This is a genomic window from Xylanibacter oryzae DSM 17970 (genome assembly GCF_000585355.1).
GTDB lineage: Bacteria > Bacteroidota > Bacteroidia > Bacteroidales > Bacteroidaceae > Prevotella > Prevotella oryzae.
In genome coordinates this window covers 2,028,579-2,047,847 of sequence record NZ_KK073873.1, presented here as the reverse complement: position 1 = coordinate 2,047,847, position 19,269 = coordinate 2,028,579, and the positions used below count along the sequence as shown (strand labels likewise).

At 38.5% G+C, this 19,269-nt stretch carries 14 protein-coding genes and 1 riboswitch; of the genes, 8 read left to right on the top strand and 6 right to left on the bottom strand.

Annotated elements, in window-relative coordinates; all coding sequences use genetic code 11:
* Positions 1-530 precede the first annotated feature (530 nt).
* The 4 genes from XYLOR_RS08170 to XYLOR_RS08155 all read right to left on the bottom strand — a co-directional run bounded on the left by XYLOR_RS08170 (position 531) and on the right by XYLOR_RS08155 (position 5,468).
* Complete coding sequence (locus XYLOR_RS08170; RefSeq protein ID WP_036878346.1) at positions 531-1,610, bottom strand: TerC/Alx family metal homeostasis membrane protein; 1,080 nt, start codon at positions 1,608-1,610, stop codon at positions 531-533.
* 211 nt (positions 1,611-1,821) lie between these two features.
* A complete protein-coding gene (locus XYLOR_RS08165) occupies positions 1,822-3,555 on the bottom strand; it encodes an acyl-CoA dehydrogenase family protein (RefSeq protein ID WP_036878345.1) in 1,734 nt (577 codons plus the stop codon).
* Between the two features lie 2 nt (positions 3,556-3,557).
* Entirely contained in the window at positions 3,558-4,580 is a 1,023-nt protein-coding gene (locus XYLOR_RS08160) for an electron transfer flavoprotein subunit alpha/FixB family protein (RefSeq protein WP_036878344.1), read from the bottom strand.
* Between the two features lie 18 nt (positions 4,581-4,598).
* Positions 4,599-5,468 carry an electron transfer flavoprotein subunit beta/FixA family protein gene (locus XYLOR_RS08155; protein ID WP_036878343.1) on the bottom strand — a complete coding sequence of 290 codons (870 nt, stop codon included), beginning with the start codon at positions 5,466-5,468 and terminating at the stop codon, positions 4,599-4,601.
* Between the two features lie 189 nt (positions 5,469-5,657).
* Between XYLOR_RS08155 and XYLOR_RS08150 the strand changes: the two genes are divergently transcribed.
* The 3 genes from XYLOR_RS08150 to cls are packed head-to-tail and all read left to right on the top strand — an operon-like array spanning position 5,658 to position 10,644.
* Positions 5,658-7,277 (top strand): rhamnogalacturonan acetylesterase, encoded by a 1,620-nt coding sequence (locus XYLOR_RS08150; RefSeq protein ID WP_036878342.1) that lies wholly within the window; start codon positions 5,658-5,660, stop codon positions 7,275-7,277.
* A 9-nt stretch (positions 7,278-7,286) separates the two neighbouring features.
* A complete protein-coding gene (gene dnaG, locus XYLOR_RS08145; protein ID WP_036878341.1) occupies positions 7,287-9,215 on the top strand; it encodes a DNA primase in 1,929 nt (642 codons plus the stop codon).
* Positions 9,216-9,219: 4 nt separating this feature from the next.
* Positions 9,220-10,644, top strand: a complete 1,425-nt coding sequence (gene cls, locus XYLOR_RS08140; protein ID WP_036878340.1) for a cardiolipin synthase — start codon at positions 9,220-9,222, stop codon at positions 10,642-10,644.
* Here the strand turns inward: cls and rsmD are convergent.
* Positions 10,592-11,167, bottom strand: a complete 576-nt coding sequence (gene rsmD, locus XYLOR_RS08135; RefSeq protein WP_036878339.1) for a 16S rRNA (guanine(966)-N(2))-methyltransferase RsmD — start codon at positions 11,165-11,167, stop codon at positions 10,592-10,594. The two genes, cls and rsmD, sit on opposite strands and share 53 nt — an antisense overlap.
* Positions 11,164-11,958 carry a DUF3822 family protein gene (locus XYLOR_RS08130; RefSeq protein ID WP_245601976.1) on the bottom strand — a complete coding sequence of 265 codons (795 nt, stop codon included), beginning with the start codon at positions 11,956-11,958 and terminating at the stop codon, positions 11,164-11,166. The genes rsmD and XYLOR_RS08130 overlap by 4 nt, the downstream gene beginning before the upstream one ends.
* 244 nt (positions 11,959-12,202) lie before the next feature.
* On the opposite strand from XYLOR_RS08130, the gene XYLOR_RS08125 reads away from it, so the two are divergent.
* From XYLOR_RS08125 to XYLOR_RS08105, 5 genes are all read left to right on the top strand, one after another.
* Entirely contained in the window at positions 12,203-13,630 is a 1,428-nt protein-coding gene (locus tag XYLOR_RS08125; protein ID WP_036880946.1) for an ATP-dependent DNA helicase, read from the top strand.
* Positions 13,631-13,737: 107 nt separating this feature from the next.
* Positions 13,738-13,923: riboswitch (cobalamin riboswitch) on the top strand.
* Positions 13,924-13,971: 48 nt separating this feature from the next.
* A complete protein-coding gene (locus tag XYLOR_RS08120; protein ID WP_036878336.1) occupies positions 13,972-15,972 on the top strand; it encodes a TonB-dependent receptor in 2,001 nt (666 codons plus the stop codon).
* A 10-nt stretch (positions 15,973-15,982) separates the two neighbouring features.
* Positions 15,983-17,071, top strand: a complete 1,089-nt coding sequence (locus tag XYLOR_RS08115) for a DUF5074 domain-containing protein (RefSeq protein WP_036878334.1) — start codon at positions 15,983-15,985, stop codon at positions 17,069-17,071.
* Positions 17,072-17,076: 5 nt separating this feature from the next.
* Complete coding sequence (locus XYLOR_RS08110) at positions 17,077-18,192, top strand: ABC transporter substrate-binding protein (RefSeq protein WP_036878333.1); 1,116 nt, start codon at positions 17,077-17,079, stop codon at positions 18,190-18,192.
* Positions 18,193-18,245: 53 nt separating this feature from the next.
* Complete coding sequence (locus XYLOR_RS08105) at positions 18,246-19,262, top strand: iron chelate uptake ABC transporter family permease subunit (protein WP_036878332.1); 1,017 nt, start codon at positions 18,246-18,248, stop codon at positions 19,260-19,262.
* Positions 19,263-19,269: the final 7 nt, after the last annotated feature.

The window sequence follows — 19,269 nt, the reverse complement described above, 5'->3', positions numbered from 1 at the left end:
AATGGTAATACTTTCTCTAAAGTGTTTACCGAATCGGAATCATAAATTATATATGTGTAAACCTCTAACGGATAAAGTCAAGTCCCATCCTTTATATTATTCAAAACAGCCTGTACCTACGCAGTTAAAGCATAACTTTTACACTGTTACAGCATAGTTCCCGAAGTATAACGGCATAGCTTTGGCATAGTCGGAGCATAGCTTTTGAAAATAAAGAGTAAATTCGTCAATTTTTTATCATTCAGAGAGAGTTTTTCTCTAAAATCCTTCACGTTTTCACTTAATGCATTGATATTAAGTAATTTGAGCGTGAAGGAATCCTTTTTTTCTTCACTATTCCTTCACGGAATACAATATCTTGTCTGTGCTTATTATTAATAATTAACAGATCGCTTGTGTATGAAGTGTGAAGGAAAAGATGCTTCCTACACACTTATCATGCTGTATATAAGTATATTACAAATAAGGTGAAGGATTTTAAGGAAAAACTTCTTGTTAGTAAATTGCAGTTGTCTAAATTTACGGGAGTATTATACTTCTTTATTAGGTATGAAAACAGATAATAAGATACTTACAGATAAAACTAAAACTATAAACACTAGCGACCATAGACTATCTATATCTATCCAGTCATGTATAAGCAATTTTATACCAACAAATATTAGGAGTACGCAAACACCGGGTTTGAGAAACCTGAATTTGTCTGCAATACCTGATAATAAGAAGAACATAGCTCTTAATCCTAAAATGGCAAATATGTTTGAAAAGAAAACTACATAAGGATCAAGTGAAACCGAGAAAACTGCCGGAATACTGTCGAATGCAAAAACAAGATCGCAGAACTCAATAACCATTACTGTTACAAATAATGGAGTCATAAAACTTTTTCCGCCATTTTTTCGATCGGTAAGTTCATAATCTTTGCCTACTCGTTTGGCATGTACAAAGAATTTATCACCTGCAAATCTTGGATATACATGGAAGTATTTTGACAGGAATCTTACCATGGCATGTTTTTCTACATCAATAGACTCATGCTTGTTTCGTTCAATAAACATTTTGACAGCACTATATACTAGAAATAAACCGAATATAAAAAGAATCCAGGCAAATTTACTTATGATGGCTGCTCCAATAAAAATGAAGATGAAACGAAGAAATATAGCACCAAGTATGCCCCAGTTTAATACTCTTTGATATTCCATTTTGCTGACGCTAAATGAAGCAAATATCATCATCATAACAAACAGATTATCAACAGATAGAGTTTTCTCTATCAAATAACCTGTAATATATGTTAGAGTCATATTATGGCGATATAGTTCCAGACCTCCTTCATAATCATTAGGATTAAGTTTGATATGCGATGCATAACGATTGGTTACTTCTTGAAGGTCTTGAAAGTTATGGATTCCGTGTACCAAATCTCCATGAAACCAAAGGAATACAGAAAAGGCCAGGGCTAAAGTTATCCATACTCCAGTCCAAATACCGGCTTCTTTCATAGATACAACGTGGGCTTTGCGGTCAATGACTAGCATATCGAGAAGCAATATCCCAACAATGAACACTAAGAAACAAACGAAAAATATAATTTCGGAGTAATGCATATTATTTCTTTAAGCGACAAAGATAATGTAAATCTTTGAGATTACAAAGTGAATTAAAGCTATTTTTGATCTGTCTTCCGGATGTGCATTTATCATTTATGAATAAAGTAGATAAATGTATGCATCTCGTGATGCTTATATATATTAAAAAAGAGTAGGTGAAAACTTAAATAGTTTTCACCTACTCAATTATTCTTAAGATTTTTGTATCTTATTCTGCTGTTTCAGCCTCTTCCTGTTGAGCACGATAGAACTCTAGGTCTTCTACCTTTATGTTCTTTACAAACTCATAATGGCCTTCAATCTCAGACTCAGCATTACGTACATATACGTTAGCACTCTTAGCGAATAGCTCAGGAGCCTTTGATGCGTCGTCAAGAATGAGCAATGACATAATGATGTCTGCTGTCATTTCGTATAGACGGCGACCTGTGAAGTCATGAAGACACTGGTTTTCTGCAACTTTGATAGTCTCAATGGCCTCCTCAAGTTTTGCAACCATTGCTGCAACACGAGTCTGTAGAGATTTTAGTTCAGGAGCGACCTCACCATTTAGCATCTCTTTGATGATGTTCAGGTAAGTTCCGTTTGTAATATAACGGATTGCAGCTACAACCTGCAACTGTGTTGTTCCCTCATATATAGAGAATATACGAGCATCACGGAATAAACGCTGACTCTTGTACTCCATAATGAAACCTGAACCACCATGTATTGAGATTGCATCGTAAGCGTTCTGGTTAGCATATTCTGAATTCATACCTTTGGCTAGTGGTGTAAATGCATCTGCCAGCTTCTGGAATTTCTTCATTTCCTGACGTTCCTCTGGAGTAAGCTTGCGCTCACGAGAGATATCCTCAAGAGCTTTGTATATATCTACATAACGTGCTGTCTGATAAAGAAGTGAACGACCTGCATCCAATTTAGCCTTCATGCGAGAAAGCATATTGTAAACAGCAGGGAATGTTATGATTTTCTTGCCAAACTGTGCACGTTCTTTAGCATATGCAAGTCCTTCATTATAAGCTTCCTGCTCAACACCAACACTCTGTGCAGCTATACCAAGACGAGCACCGTTCATAAGAGCCATGACATACTTGATAAGTCCTAATTTTCTGTCACCACAAAGTTCTGCCTTAGCATTCTTATAAGTCAACTCACAAGTAGGTGAACCATGAATTCCAAGTTTATGCTCTATGTGACGAACATCTACGCCACCCTGATTTTTGTCGTATATGAACATTGATAGTCCACGGCCATCAGATGTACCTTCTTCCGAACGGGCAAGTACCAAGTGAATATCAGAATCACCATTAGTGATGAAACGTTTAACACCGTTCAGATACCAACATCCGTCTTTCTCGCAGTATGTGGCTTTCAGCATAACGCGCTGAAGGTCAGAACCGGCATCAGGTTCTGTGAGGTCCATAGACATTGTTTCACCGGCACAGATGCGAGGAATATATTTCTGACGCTGCTCTTCGCTACCGAACTCGTATAGAGTATCTATACAAGACTGCAGAGACCATACGTTCTGGAAACCTGCATCTGCTGCAGAGATAACCTCAGACAACATAGAGAATGTTATATTAGGAAGATTCAGTCCACCGTAACGGCGAGGCATAGATATGCCCCATAGACCTGCTTTGCGTGTTACATCAAGATTCTCAAATGTCTTAGAAGCATAAATCATACGACCGTTCTCGAGATGAGGACCTTCAAGGTCAACACTCTCAGAGTTTGGTTCAATGACATTAGCGGCAACATCACCTGTGATGTCAAGAATGCGCTTATAGTTCTCGATGGCATCCTCATAATCTACAGGAGCATCTGCATAAGTATCTTTATCTGCATAGTTGCGCTCAATGAGCTCAACGACTCTCTTCATCAAAGGATGATGAAGATGAAATTCCAATTCTGGATGATCTGTATAATAGTTTGCCATGATTATTTGCTGTTTTGTTTGTAATACTTAATCAGTTTCGGAACCACTTCTTCTACAGTACCGTCAATGACGTAATCAGCTATCTTATTGATAGGGGCGTCCTTGTCATTGTTTACTGAGATAATGATACCGCTATCCTGCATGCCGGCGATGTGCTGAATCTGTCCAGAAATACCGCAAGCAATATAAACTTTAGGATGAACTGTAACACCTGTCTGACCTATCTGACGATCAGAGTCTATAAAACCAGCATCTACAGCGGCACGACTTGCACCTACTTCACCATGAAGTTCTTTTGCTAGTTTGAAAAGCATGTCAAATCCTTCTTTGCTTCCCATACCGTAACCACCGGCTACAACAATAGGAGCACCTTTCAAGTTGTGTTTAGCAGCTTCTATATGACGATCTATTACTTTTACTACAAAGTCAGTAGAAGGTACATACTTGGCAACATCTGCAATTACTACTTCTCCTTTGTAGTTCTCGTCTATAACCTCGCGCTGCATAACACCGCTACGTACTGTAGCCATCTGTGGACGGTGCTCAGGGTTTACGATAGTAGCTACGATATTACCACCGAAAGCAGGACGAATCTGATATAACAGATTGTCGTAGTGCTTGCCACTCTTTTTATCATCATATTCACCTATCTCAAGTGAGGTACAGTCGGCTGTAAGACCACTTGTAAGAGATGAAGAAACTCTTGGTCCAAGGTCGCGTCCTATAACGGTCGCTCCCATTAGGCAAATCTGAGGTTTCTCTTCTTTGAATAAGTTTACTAAAATTGATGTATGAGGTGCTGATGTATAAGGGAAAAGTCCCTCAGCATCAAAAATATACAATTTATCTACACCATAAGGTAAAATCTGTTTTTCTACCTTGCCCTTGATGCCAGTACCGGCAACTACAGCATTGAGCTGTACGCCTAAAGTATTGGCTAACTTGCGGCCTTTGGTTAGTAATTCCTGAGATACTTCGGCAACAGTAGTGCCTTCGATCTCGCAATATACAAAAACGTTGTTCATAAGTCTACTCCTGTTTTATTAACCGATAATCTTTTCATCAAGCAATTCTTCGATCAGGCTCTCTACATCAGCATCGCTTGATGTAAGAGTTTTACTCTCTTTAGCTTGGAATACAATATTCTGTACAGCTTTAACCTTTGTTGGTGAACCGCTTAGACCGCACTGTTGAGCATCTCCACAAACATCAGATACAGACCATTGGTTAAGTGTAAGATAAGGACGAGTTTCATACAAATCCTTGTGTGGAGTATCATCAGTACGTTCCATCGGAGCAGTAGCATACTTGTATTTCATTACCAATTTTGCATTGCAAGGACGGCATGGCGCTGCGCTACCATTAACAGTTATAACAATAGGAGTAGGGGCTACAACAGTCTCTACACCGCCATCGATATGACGACGTATAGTAAGTTTACCGTTTTCACACTTCATTATCTCTTCAGCATATGTTACCTGAGACAATCCAATTTTTTCAGCAACCTGAGGACCAACTTGTGCCGTATCACCATCAATAGCCTGACGGCCACCGATAACAACATCTACGTCACCAATTTTCTTGATGGCTGTAGCAAGAGCATAAGATGTTGCCAGTGTATCAGCGCCAGCAAAGAGACGGTCGGTAAGTAACCAACCTGTATCTGCACCACGATATAAACCTTGGCGGATAATTTCTGCCGCACGTGGAGGGCCCATGGTAAGAATACCTACGATAGAGCCGGGATTTTGCTCTTTGAGGCGTAGGGCCTGTTCTAGAGCGTTCAAGTCTTCAGGATTGAAGATTGCGGGTAGGGCAGCACGATTCACCGTGCCCTCTGCTGTCATAGCATCCTTACCCACATTTCTTGTGTCAGGAACTTGCTTAGCAAGTACAACAATTTTCAAACTCATTATTTTTATGTTAATTGTGAAATTTCAGGCTGCAAAATTACTCATTTTTTATATCGTAACAAAGAAAAAGCTTTAAAAAATGCACAATACCAATCTAAATGTGCACAGATTAGCCAAAATGTGCAATAAAAAATTTTGAAATCCGGCCAAATTGATGTAACTTTGCATTTCTGAACAATTACAATAACGATGAAAAAATTACTTTCTACTATTACATTTTTATTTTTTACAGCTTCTCTGGTTTTCGGACAAGTTGTACAGAAACCAATGGAGGATGTCAATCATGTAATTGACCTCACTCTAGACAGTCTTAGCAAAGCTCAAACGGCTCGCCCTGTGCCGGGTTCAAGTCGTAAGGGCAATAATCCAGTGTTGTTCCTTGTGGGCAACAGCACTATGCGTACAGGAACTCTCGGAAATGGAAACAATGGTCAATGGGGCTGGGGCTTCTTTGAACATATGTTTTTTGATGAGAATAAAATCACTGTAGAGAATCAGGCCTTAGGTGGAACAAGCAGTCGTACTTACTATACTCATCTTTGGGCTGATGTAAGGAAGGCCTTAAAGCCTGGAGATTGGGTTATCGTTGAACTTGGACATAATGATAATGGACCCTATGACAGCGGTCGTGCACGTGCAAGTATTCCAGGTATTGGAAAGGACTCTCTTAATGTTACTATTAAGGAGACTGGCGTTAAGGAAACGGTCTATACCTATGGTGAATATATGCGACGTTTTGTCGAGGAATGTAAGTCGGCCGGAGCTCACATAATACTGTTTTCCCTAACTCCACGTGATGCATGGAAAGATGGTAAAATATTACGTGTTAATAAGACTTTCGGACTTTGGGCAAAACAAGTTGCCGAGGCTGAAAATGTTCCTTTTGTAGACCTCAATGATATCTCTGCCCGTAAGTTTGAAAAATTCGGACCTGAGAAAGAGAGCTATCACTTCTATTTGGATCATATTCATAGTAGTCGTTTTGGGGCAATGATGAACGCTCGTTCGGCAGCCGAAGGTATTGCACAGAGCAATGATCCGGGTTTGTCAGAGTTGAAAGCTATGATGAAACCTCTTGATTTGCCTACTGTAAGCATTAAGCGTGAAGAAGGCAAACCTGTAGTTTTTATTACCGGCGACAGTACAGTAAAAAATGAAGATCGTGATGATAACGGTATGTGGGGATGGGGCAGTCAAGCGTATACCGTTTTTAATCAGAAGAAGATAACATGTGCAAACTGTGCTAAAGCAGGTCGAAGTACACGTACTTATCTTAATGAGGGACGATGGGATGAAGTCTATAATAGTCTGCAGCCAGGAGATTATGTGCTAATCCAGTTTGGACATAATGACATTGGTCCTATTGACAATGACCGTATGCGTGGTGTTATCCCAGGTGTTGCTGATACCAGTCATGTATATAAAATGAAGGATAGCGGACAGTATGAAGTGGTCTACAGTTTCGGATGGTATCTGCGCAAATTTATACAAGATGTACGTGAAAAAGGAGCAACGCCTATTATACTATCTCTCACACCACGTAATGAGTGGAAGAATGGAAAGATAGAGCGCCGAAATGATACTTATGGAGTCTGGTATCGTGAAGTAGCCAAACAGACTGGTTGTGAACTTGTTGATGTTCATAATATAACAGCAGATTTCCTAGATAAGAAAGGTGAGGAAAAAGCTAAGGCTTATTATAATCATGATCATACACATACGTCATTGCTTGGTGCAAAGAACAATGCTAAGAGTGTTGCTAAGGGACTTAAAAAAATAAAGAGTCCGTTGGCGAAATATCTAAAATAATATTAACAATTGATAGATAGAGCCACTATAGATAAAATAATGGATGCTACAGACATTGTGGATGTAGTATCTGAGTTTGTTACGCTAAAGAAAGCTGGAGCAAACTATAAAGGATTGTGCCCGTTTCATAACGAGCGCACTCCGTCTTTTTCGGTATCACCGGCCCGTGGCATCTGCCATTGTTTTTCATGTGGTAAAGGAGGCAATGCTGTCAACTTTATAATGGAACATGAACAGATAACGTATCCTGAGGCTTTGAGATGGCTCGCAAAGAAATACAACATACCAATAGCTGAACGCGAGCTGACTGACGAAGAGAAAAAGGAAGCCAGTGAGCGTGAGAGTCTGTTTATCGTTAATGAATGGGCTATGGAGTATTTCAAAAACGTACTTCACAACGATGTTGACGGTATCGCTATAGGCATGCAATATTTTCGTAGTAGAGGCTTTCGTGATGATATAATACAAAAATTCTCATTGGGATTTTCTTTGCCTCAGCGTGATGCTTTATCAAAGTCAGCCCTTGCCAAAGGTTATAATCCTAAATTCCTTACAGGGGCAGGATTAAGTATACAGCGAGATAACGGTGAATTAACGGACAAATTTACTAGTCGTGTTATGTTCCCCTGGATTAATGTGAGTGGAAAAGTTTGCGCCTTCGGAGGTCGCCTTCTTGATTCACGTACCAAGGGTGTATCTCAGAAGTATGTCAACTCTCCTGATTCAGAGATTTATCATAAAGATCATGAGTTGTATGGAATATATCAGGCAAAAAAGGCTATATCCAAAGAGGATTGCGTATATATGGTTGAAGGTTATACGGATGTAATATCTATGCATCAGTGTGGACTTGAAAATGTAGTGGCCAACTCTGGTACTGCGCTTAGTGTCCATCAGATACGATTATTGCATCGTTTTACTTCAAATATAGTACTGCTATATGATGGTGATGCAGCCGGTATACATGCTGCTATGCGAGGTACTGATATGCTACTGGCAGAGGGTATGAATATAAAAACTCTTTTGCTTCCTGATAATGAAGACCCTGATAGTTTTGCACGTAAGAATACAGCTGAAGATTTTAAGAGATATATACAAGAACACCAAACTGATTTTATAGAGTTTAAAACCAGTCTGATGTTAAAAGGTGTCACAGATCCGATAAAGCGTTCTGAGGCTATAAGTAGTATTGTAAAGAGTATATCAGTTATACCTAACCAGATAATACGCGCAACATATCTTCATGATTGCAGTCAGAGACTTGGTATGTCTGAAGTTACTTTGATAAGTACTATGAATAAATTTATCCGTCGCGATCAGGATGAAAAAGAAAAAGAAGCCCGTCGTGAGCAGGAGAGAAGTAGTGTGCCCGAACCGATACAGCCCTTGACGATATCTCAGCAGACAAAGAAAGTTGAAGATTTGCTAATACAGATGGTTATAAGGCATGGAGACGAAGTTGCTTTTAAAAATATTGAGACAGAAGATGGTCAGACTATTTCACTTACGGTGGCTCAATATATTGCAGGTGATTTAGCTTCTGACGAACTAAAGTTCCATAATCCTCTTTATAATCAGATATTGGCTGAGGCCGAAGCCCATTCTGTTGAAGCTGATTTCAAGGCGGAATCATATTTTGCCCATCATCCTGATATAGAGATAAGTAAACTGGCCACAATGATGATAGTTAACCGTTATCAGATAAGTCAGAGTATGAAGACTAAAACCACTGATGAGATGCTTTCAGAACAGGTAGAACATCTCATAGGGGACTTCAGAATGGACTATCTGGAAGTACTCTTGCAGGATCTTATGCAGCAGATACGGAAGGTTGGTAGTGATATGGAACTTCTTAAACCTATTATGACACGGTATCGAGAAGTTAAGACAATACGTGATGCACTCGCCAAAAAACTAGGAAACAATATAATAGTCTGATAATATGATTTACTTCCATTGGTTGTTCTTGCTTATATATAGCCTTATAGTAATCGCTGTTATGGTAGCTGTGCTGATGGATAATCGTCAACCGGCAAAGACAATGGCATGGATACTTGTGCTTACTTTTATTCCTGCAATAGGTATCGTGTTGTATTTCTTTTTCGGGCAGAGTATACGCAAGGAAAAACTGATCAGTGAAAAAAGCCTTGACCAATTGTCCAAACGGCAGATGCTTGAATTTGTAAGTCAACCTAATTTACATCTTCCTGAAAATCATTTAGCACTTATTAAACTCTTTGCTGCTCAGAACGGAGCTTTGCCTTTTAAGGACAATGAGGTGGAAGTCTATACATCAGGATATGAATTTTTCCCGGCATTATTATCTGCTATAGGCAATGCCAAAGAACATATACATCTAGAAAGTTTTATTTTTTCTGACGACCCTTTAGGGCGTTTGATATCTGATGCTCTTATAGATAAGGTAAGACAAGGGGTAGAAGTGAAGGTTATATGTGATGATGTTGGCAACTGGAGCGTAAAAAATTCTTTTTATGAGCACATGCGTGAGGAAGGCATTGAGGTCTATCCATTTTTACCGGTTAGGTTCCCTAAGCTTACTAGCAAGGTTAACTATCGTAACCATCGTAAAATCTGTGTAATAGATGGCATCGTAGGTTTTATAGGAGGAATGAATATTGCCTTGAGATATGTAAAAGGTAATGGAGGTCATGAATGGCGAGATACGCACATGCGTATCGAAGGTGGTGCAGTATATGGATTACAGAAAGCCTTTCTTGTAGACTGGTTTTTTGTAGATCAGACTTTGATAACTAGCCGCAAGTATTATCCTGCAATAACAGGGCGCATTAGCAACAATTGTATAGCTCAGATAGTTACCAGCAACCCTACAAGTTCTAATCCTGATATAATGCATGGATATGTCAGGATTATCAATGAGGCCAAGCGATATATATATATGGAGACGCCATACTTTCTTCCGCCAGAGCCTGTGCTCTTTGCTTTACGAACAGCTGTATGGGCCGGTATTGACGTACGACTAATGGTACCTGAACACTTGGATACTAAATTTGTTGAATGGGCTAGTCGGTCGTATGTGAGAGAAGCAATGGATGCCGGTGTTAAAGTATACCTTTACGGTAAAGGTTTTAATCATTCCAAATTTATGGTATGCGATGATTATATAACGACCTGCGGTTCTACTAATATAGATTTCAGAAGCCTTGAAAATAACTTTGAATCAAACGCATTCTTCTATAATGAAGGAATTGCATTACGTTTTAAAAATATTTTTATTCAAGACCTGAAGAAATGTTATCTGCTCAATGAAAGAAAAGACAAAATTAAGACCGTGTTTATAAAGCGTCTGTGGGAATCGGTTGTACGTCTACTTTCTCCTCTGCTTTAAATATAGAGAAGTTTACACTGCCGTAAGCTCTATGCTCTACAAAATGAGCGTTGCCGCTGAAATCATTATTCTTGCCATGTTCCAAAACAAAAATTCCACCATCCTTTAATATATCCTTTTCGAATATTAATTGAGGTATATTATCTATTTCTTTTAAAGCATAAGGAGGATCTGCAAAGATGAAGTCAAACTTCTGATGGCAAGATTTTACAAATCTGAATGCATCTCCTCTTAGAGCTATACATTTGTCTGTGTTTAATTTACCAAGACATTCCTTAATAAAAGCATGATGGTCGCGGTCCATTTCCACACTTATCACTTGGTCGCATCCTCTTGAAGCCAATTCAAGCGTAATGCTACCTGTGCCGGAAAATAAATCTAGTGCAACTGCGTCATCAAAGTCGATGTAGCCATTAAGTACATTAAATAAATTCTCTTTAGCAAAGTCTGTAGTAGGCCTAGCCTTAAATGAGCGCGGAATATCAAACCGTCTACCCTTATATATACCTGTAATTATTCTCATCTTCCTTTTATTAACAACGTCATCATATCATAAGTCATGCCTTTAATCTGTGTAGCCGGTGCACGATTATAGTCTGCAACAGGGTTTATTATATAAGCGTTACGGAGGTACTCTCTTAACTTTTCTGTAAGCAAGTCTTTGTCTGGGATATTGCCTACCAGATGCATTTCATCCTGTTTAACATCCAGACCTGTCTGTTTCCATACATATAGTAAAAAATACAATGCGTCAAGCGAATGCTTGGCATTAAAACTGTTACAAAATCTGAACCTGTTATTCTTAAAGCTGAAAATATCAAGTTTGCTATCGTGAAAATAGCCATATAACTTCTGTCTGGCACCTGTAAAACTTCTCTGGTGTAGCTGTCTCCATACTGGAGCCATTGCTACGATATACTTAACGTCAGGAATATTATCCTCAATGACCATCTTAAGGTCTTTACTTATAGAAAAAACGGCAACAGCATTAAGGTCTGGTAACACATTAAACAATACAAAAACACCTTTGAGTTCTGGAAAAGAATGATAGTATAGAGCATTAATATCATTCTCATTAAACATTTCGGTAGGAATCATAAGTACCGGAGCATCAATTAGCACCTGTGCACGTTTATATCCCATCTGAAGAAGATCGGCCGACTTAAAAGCTTCTCGCATGTTAGCCGATATGGATATTCCACTTTTAAGAATAAAAGGTTCCATCTCTACAGGTTGGCTTGCTTCCGGGTCAGCCACAGCAATTAAGAGACTGGTATTACTTATTCGTATAGTCAGTCTTTGTTTTGTGCCCATTATGTTATTACCTGTTCCCGGCATTATTGTTTAGATGTTAATATATATATTATACACAGATTAATTGTCTCCCTGTATCTTTTCATACGAAAAAATGTGCTAACTTTGCGCAAAGATAGTGCAAATCGAGTGGAATACAAAATAAATGATGAAGTTTTTATTTTTATTGCAGCGATGTGATCTTTCTTAAACCACGGTTAAAGATATTGCAAATCCGGTGGAATTCAAACTAAATAACCGAAAAGTGCTAAGCGACGAACTAAAATATCAAATACATAAACAATTCCCTTTTGCTCCGACAGCAGAACAGGAAAAAGCTCTTGACGTGTTTTCTGCATACATTACAGACCGTAATTCCAAGAGTGCTATGATACTTCGTGGTTCGGCCGGTACCGGTAAGACAACACTTGCAGGAGCTATAGTAAAAACTATGGTTGAACTAAAGCAGAAAGTGATACTTTTAGCACCTACCGGAAGGGCTGCGAAAGTTTTCTCTTTAAATTCTTCTCATGATGCGTTTACCATTCACCGCCGTATATACAGACAGAAAAGTTTCTCTGGAGATATAGGTGTGTTCAACCTTAATGATAATCTTTATTGTGACACACTCTTTATTATAGATGAGGCTTCAATGATCTCCAACCAGAGTATATCTGAATCAGCATTTGGCAGTGGCAGGTTACTTGATGACCTTATACAATATGTATATAGCGGACAGAACTGTAGGATGATGCTCATAGGTGACAATGCCCAGTTACCACCTATAGGTGAAGAAGAATCTCCAGCTCTTATTTCTGATATTCTGCGTGGTTATTCATTAAATGTTTATGATATAGGTCTCAATGAAGTTTTACGTCAGAGTCAACAGTCTGGTATCTTATATAACGCTACTGTTATCAGGCATATGATAACTCACGACCGGTTTACAGAATTGCCAAAGATTCGTTTTGCAGGATTTGCTGACATTTGTATGGTTCCGGGTGATGAACTAATAGAAAGTTTGGCAAGCAGTTACTCGGAAGTCGGTATAGACGAGACAATGGTAATAACTCGTAGCAATAAGCGAGCAAATATATATAATCAAGGCATTCGAAATACCGTTATGGGCAGAGAAGAACCACTTACTACAGGTGATATACTGATGATAGTCAAAAATAATTATTATTGGGCAGAACGTGAGAAATCGAATATAACATTTATAGCCAATGGTGATAGGGCAGAAGTGCAGCGTATAAGAAATGTTCGTGAATTATACGGTTTTAGATTTGCTGATGTGTGGCTGCAGTTTCCCGATTACAACGACTATGAGATGCAGACAACAGTAATATTAGATTCATTAATATCTGAGTCGCCGTCGTTAACACGCGAACAGAGCGAACAGCTCTTTAACGCAGTAATGGAAGACTATGCTGATATACCATTGAAACACGATCGTATGAAGAAGATAAGAACAGATATTTATTATAATGCCCTTCAGATAAAATATGCCTATGCCGTTACTTGTCATAAAGCACAGGGTGGTCAGTGGGCACATATATACTTAGACCAGGGGTATATGAATGATAATATGCTAACTCCTGATTATATACATTGGCTATATACGGCTTTTACACGTGCTACAGAAAAGCTTTTTCTTGTTAATTGGCCAAAAGTGCAGACAGAAAATAAATGATTCTTTTGATAAGTATATTGGTTGTCGAGCTGCATACTAAAATTTAATAGTATTACATAGAAAAACAAAAAATAATACATATTTTTATTGAATTCAAAAAAAATATGTAACTTTGCACCCGCAATAGGTTCACTATGGCGTGATTAAAAAGGGAATCGGGTGTAAATCCCGAACAGTCCCGCTGCTGTAAGTTGTCCTTCGCGGTTGCAAACAATATGTCACTGATAATATTCGGGAAGACGTTTGCTGCCGGACAATGAAGTCAGAAGACCTGCCGTTGCTTTTATTAATCTTCGTTGTCGTCTCGAGGAAAGGCGTAGAAGAATAACCGTATTATAAGAATGAAATATTTCGCTGCCTTAGCGTTATTATGCTCAGTGGCTTTACAGGCTGCGGCAAGTAATGAACCTCTTGATACAATCATTGGGCAGGTGCATCATATTCAGGAAGTTCAGGTTGTATCAAGACATGTCGAAAAAAATATTACGTCAGGAACACCAACACAGTTTATAAGTGCTGATGATCTTCAGAAGATAGGTATATCCAACTTTTCAGATGCAGTAAAGAAGTTTGCCGGTGCTAATGTGCGTGATTATGGAGGTATTGGTGGAATGAAAACAGTATCGGTGAGAAATCTTGGTGCACAGCATACAGCAGTCAGCTATGATGGCATAACAGTAAGTAATACACAAGCAGGACAGATTGACATAGGTCGCTTTTCGCTGGATAATGTCAAAATGTTATCTCTTTCTATTGGGCAGAATGATGATATAATGCAGACAGCCAGACATTTTGCTTCGGCTGGAGTTTTGGATATAGAAACCATAAAACCATATTTTGGCGATAATCAGGATTACTCAATAAAATTAAAGGTCCGTGGAGGATCATTTGGATTGGTGAACCTATCTTTGCGCTATTGGCAACGGTTAGGCAAAAGATTAACGATGTCTGTAGATGGCACCTGTCTTCGGGCAGATGGTGTATATCCGTTTACATTGAAAAATGGTATGCTTAAGACACATGAGAAGCGTTATAACTCAGATATTAAATCATGGAATGGTGAGACCAACTTCTACTATACATTCAATGATAGTAGCCAATTAGACACAAAGATATACTACTATTATTCTCAACGTGGACTTCCCGGAGTAGTTGTACTATATAATTCTGATGCCAACGAAAGACTTTGGGACGAGAATTTCTTTGCTCAGTCAAGTTATAAGAAAAGATTATCCGATAAATGGGAACTGCGTGCTCACTTGAAGTATGACCATTCGTGGAACCGATACGAAGATGTCAATGTGAAGTATACCGATAACAAACAGATAGATGTGGATCGTCAGGATGAATATTATGGCTCTGCAACAATAGGATGGCATCCAATTCATAATTTGTCTATATCTCTGGCTCAGGATTTAGCTGTAAACAGTTTAAGAAATAACATAAATCTAAGTCCTAATCCATTAAGGTTCTCATCTTTAACCGCAATGTCGGCACAATTGCAATTAGGCAGACTTGCCTTGAACGGTAATCTTGTAAATACTTATATAACAGAATCTGTTAGTAACGGAGATAAACCGGATGACAGAAAACGACTATCCCCATCATTATCTTTATCATATCGTCTATTGAAAGATGAAGCCTTGTATGTAAGGACATCGTACAAAAGCACTTTCCGTGTACCCACATTCAACGACTTATATTATCTTAGGATGGGAAACACTGGTTTGCGTCCTGAAAAGGCCCGCGAATATGGAATGGGGTTAACTTGGAGTATGCGCCCATTTAGATGTTTGTACAACTTTACAGTAACTGTAGACGGATACTATAATGATGTTACAGATAAAATTGTAGCCTTCCCTTCTACATACATATGGAAAATGGCTAACTTTGGCAAAGTACATATTCATGGCTTGGATGCTACCGTGTCTACCGGTCTTCGCATATCCAGAGTTATAAGCATAGATATGGCTATGGCTTACACTTTACAGAAAGCAGTAGATCTTACAGACGAAAGTTCAGCTTATTATAAATCACAATTACCTTATACGCCTGAAAACAGCGGTAATGTATCATTCATTATCAATAATCCATTTATTAATGTAGGTTATTCGTTGATGGGTTGTGGAAAGCGTTATTCTTCTGTTATGAATACAGACCAGTATAAATTGGATTCTTACTTTGAACATTCGGTCACCTTGTCGCATGAATTTAAATTTAAGAGTTATAGTTTATCATTGAATGGTGTAGTACATAATATCACTAATAAACAGTATGAAATAATAAAGTATTATCCCATGCCAGGCCGCAATTGGGAGATTACGGGAATATTCACATTTTAAATATTTGATTATGAAATTAAGAAAAAGTTTGTATTTGTCGGTCTTGTTCGGACTAATTTTGACAGCTGGATTCAGTTCTTGTTCTAGCGATGACAGCGATTATGTAGATTATTCAGGTTCTAAAGTCGTATTACCTAAGACCCGTGGTTTTATATTGAATGAGGGGTCGTATAACGGAAACAATTCTTCATTGACAGCATTCAATTATGTGCAAGATACTATATGCAACAAATCATTGTATCTTTCACAAAATGGCGAAAATATAGGAGATACGGGTGAAGATTTGATTACAGATGGTGATAATTTGTATATGCTCGTTTATGGTTCTTCTTATATGGTTAAGATGAACGGAGCAGGAATGAAAGAGGCTTCATATAAGTTTACTTCCGACCAAGGTCAGCCTCGTAAAGCTGTAATAAGTGGTGATTATATATATGTAACTACTTATGGAGGTCTTGTACTTAAATTTACAAAGGATGATTTGAAATATGTAGCTTCTTGTAAGGTAGCTAACAATCCTGAAAATATAGTATCATCAGCCGGTAAACTTTATGTTATATGCAATGGTTATGGTAAATTGAACTTGATGTGTGTAATAGATGAGGCTACATTTACTAAGGCTGCAGATGATATCACAGTATGTAACAATCCTCAGAAGATGGTATCTGATGCTAATGGAAATATTTTTATAGAAGGTTATGATGCCAATTACGCAGGTGCAATATATTCTTATGATAAGGCAAATAAAACTGTTACTGAAATTGGGGCTGGTACCTCAATGGCAATAAAAGATAATGTATTATATATAGCTAATAGTGTTACTAATTGGACAACATATGTAACTGCCACTTCATTCTATTCGTATAACATCTTAACAGGAAAAACTGATACATCGTCATTCTTGAAAGATGTCCCTCCTGCATTGGCAAAATCAAGCGTATATTGTATGGACGTCAATCCTTATGACGGAAGTTTCTATGTAGGTACATCAGACTATGTTACCAATGGCGTAATATACCATTTTACTTCAGATGGAGCATATAAGGTAACATTCACCTCTGGTGGTGTAAGTCCAAGTCATATTGTCTTTATGAGATAGTCTGAATGAAAAAATCTTTATTCATAGCAATCACTATTATCACCATCTTTGCCTCGTGTGGAAATAAGACCGCACAGGGTGAGGGTGGTGATACTCTGAAACTGAAATATGCCCGTCTGCTCACTATTGTCAAACACAATGGTTATACAACAGTAGATATTGCTAATCCGTGGTATAAAGGTAAAGTGCTTCATAAATATGTATTGGTGCCATCAGATAGAAAAGTTCCAGATGATATTTCTCATGATGGTACGGTGATACGTACTCCGCTTAAACGTTCCATAGTTTTTACTACTGTACATTGTGCATTAATACAAAACATCGGCGCAAGAAGTTCTATTGCAGGCGTATGCGACTTGAAGTATATAAAGATACCTTGGATACAGCAGCAATGTAATCTGCATAAGATTGCCGACTGTGGTGAAGGCATGGGATCGAATATAGAAAAGATTATCGATACAAAACCAGACGCAATACTATTATCTCCATTTCAGAACAGTGGCGGATATGGCAAACTTGAAGAGATCGGAGTTCCGCTTATAGAGTGTGCTGACTATATGGAATATTCAGCTCTTGGCAGAGCCGAATGGATGAAATTGTATGGCTTGCTATATGGCTGTGAACAGAAAGCAGACTCTCTGTTTAATGTTGTTGACAGTTGTTATAAAGCAGGTAAATCTTATGCTGGTACGTTGAAGAGTCATCCTATTGTACTTATGGACAAGATAACAGGTTCTGTCTGGTACGTACCGGGTGGTGAGAGCACTATGGGACAGATTATAAAAGACGCAGGAGGCAAGTATGTTTTTGCCGGAGATAAACATAGCGGTAGTACAGCACTGCCATTTGAAACAGTCTTGGCCAAGGCCGGTAATGCGGATGTCTGGCTTACAAGGGACGGCAGTCCGGAATCATTAAACAAGATGCTTACAGAAAATGCCGCATACGCACAGTTTAATGCATACAAACGTAAAAATGTATATAGCTGTAATGTAGAAGATTCCAAATTCTATGAGGAGTCTCCTTTCCGTCCAGATTATCTTTTACAGGATTTTATCCGAATATTTCATCCTGAATCAAACAAGCAAGTAGAATTGAAATATTTCTATTTGGTAAAATAGAACTTATAACAGTAAAAGTAATAATATTCGAATAGTCGCGTTTAATATACTATATGAGTAAAGGATCTAAATATTGCATAATGCTTGGCATTATGATAGTAATTTTATTTGCCATGAATCTTATAATTGGGTCTGTGTTGATTCCATTAAAGGATGTGGCAAATATCATTATGGGCAAAGGTGTAGAAAACGAATCATGGCGATTTATAATATTAGGTTCACGCCTTCCTCAGGCACTTACAGCTTTGTTATGTGGTGCAGCTCTGGCCGTCAGTGGACTGATGTTGCAGACTGCATTCAAGAATCCTCTGGCAGATCCTTCAATATTCGGTATAAATAGTGGAGCCGGGTTAGGTGTCGCTCTGGTCATGTTACTATTTGGAGGTAGCATTTCAGCCGGAAGTGTTAGCATTACAGGATTCGCCGCAATATTTATGGCAGCCTTTGTCGGTGCAATGCTTGTAACTGTTGTAATATTCTTTTTCTCTTCTTTAGTACGTAATAACATGATGCTACTAATAGTAGGCATTATGATAGGTTATATATCATCCGCAGCCACGTCCTTACTAAACTTCTTTGCTACAGAAGAAGGTGTAAAATCGTATATGGTATGGGGTCTTGGCAACTTTGGCGGTGTGTCTATGTCACAGATGCCTGCATTTGCTGCTGTAACGCTATTTGGTCTTATCGTAGCAGTAGTGCTTATAAAACCTTTGAATGCTCTTCTGCTTGGTGAACGCTATGCAGAAAATTTAGGAATAAATGTGGTGCGTGTACGCAACTGTTTACTGGTAGTTACGGGATTGTTGTCAGCTATAACAACTGCTTTTTGCGGACCGATAGCTTTTATTGGATTGGCCGTACCCCATATAGCCCGATTGCTTCTTACTACAGAGAACCATCGCAGTCTTCTGCCTGCGACAATTCTTCTTGGCAGTGTTGTAGCTTTGCTCTGCAATATCCTATGTACATTACCAGGAGATACAGGTGTAATACCATTGAATGCTGTTACACCAATGCTTGGAGCTCCGGTAATTATATATGTTATAGCCAAACAAAAGAAAAAATAATCATATC

Coding starts and splice junctions, on each gene's coding strand:
- XYLOR_RS08170 (WP_036878346.1), bottom strand. CDS start 1,610: ATGCATTACTCCGAAATTATATTTTTCGTTTGTTTCTTAGTGTTCATT.
- XYLOR_RS08165 (WP_036878345.1), bottom strand. CDS start 3,555: ATGGCAAACTATTATACAGATCATCCAGAATTGGAATTTCATCTTCAT.
- XYLOR_RS08160 (WP_036878344.1), bottom strand. CDS start 4,580: ATGAACAACGTTTTTGTATATTGCGAGATCGAAGGCACTACTGTTGCC.
- XYLOR_RS08155 (WP_036878343.1), bottom strand. CDS start 5,468: ATGAGTTTGAAAATTGTTGTACTTGCTAAGCAAGTTCCTGACACAAGA.
- XYLOR_RS08150 (WP_036878342.1), top strand. CDS start 5,658: ATGAAAAAATTACTTTCTACTATTACATTTTTATTTTTTACAGCTTCT.
- cls (WP_036878340.1), top strand. CDS start 9,220: ATGATTTACTTCCATTGGTTGTTCTTGCTTATATATAGCCTTATAGTA.
- rsmD (WP_036878339.1), bottom strand. CDS start 11,167: ATGAGAATAATTACAGGTATATATAAGGGTAGACGGTTTGATATTCCG.
- XYLOR_RS08130 (WP_245601976.1), bottom strand. CDS start 11,958: ATGGGCACAAAACAAAGACTGACTATACGAATAAGTAATACCAGTCTC.
- XYLOR_RS08120 (WP_036878336.1), top strand. CDS start 13,972: ATGAAATATTTCGCTGCCTTAGCGTTATTATGCTCAGTGGCTTTACAG.
- XYLOR_RS08115 (WP_036878334.1), top strand. CDS start 15,983: ATGAAATTAAGAAAAAGTTTGTATTTGTCGGTCTTGTTCGGACTAATT.
- XYLOR_RS08110 (WP_036878333.1), top strand. CDS start 17,077: ATGAAAAAATCTTTATTCATAGCAATCACTATTATCACCATCTTTGCC.
- XYLOR_RS08105 (WP_036878332.1), top strand. CDS start 18,246: ATGAGTAAAGGATCTAAATATTGCATAATGCTTGGCATTATGATAGTA.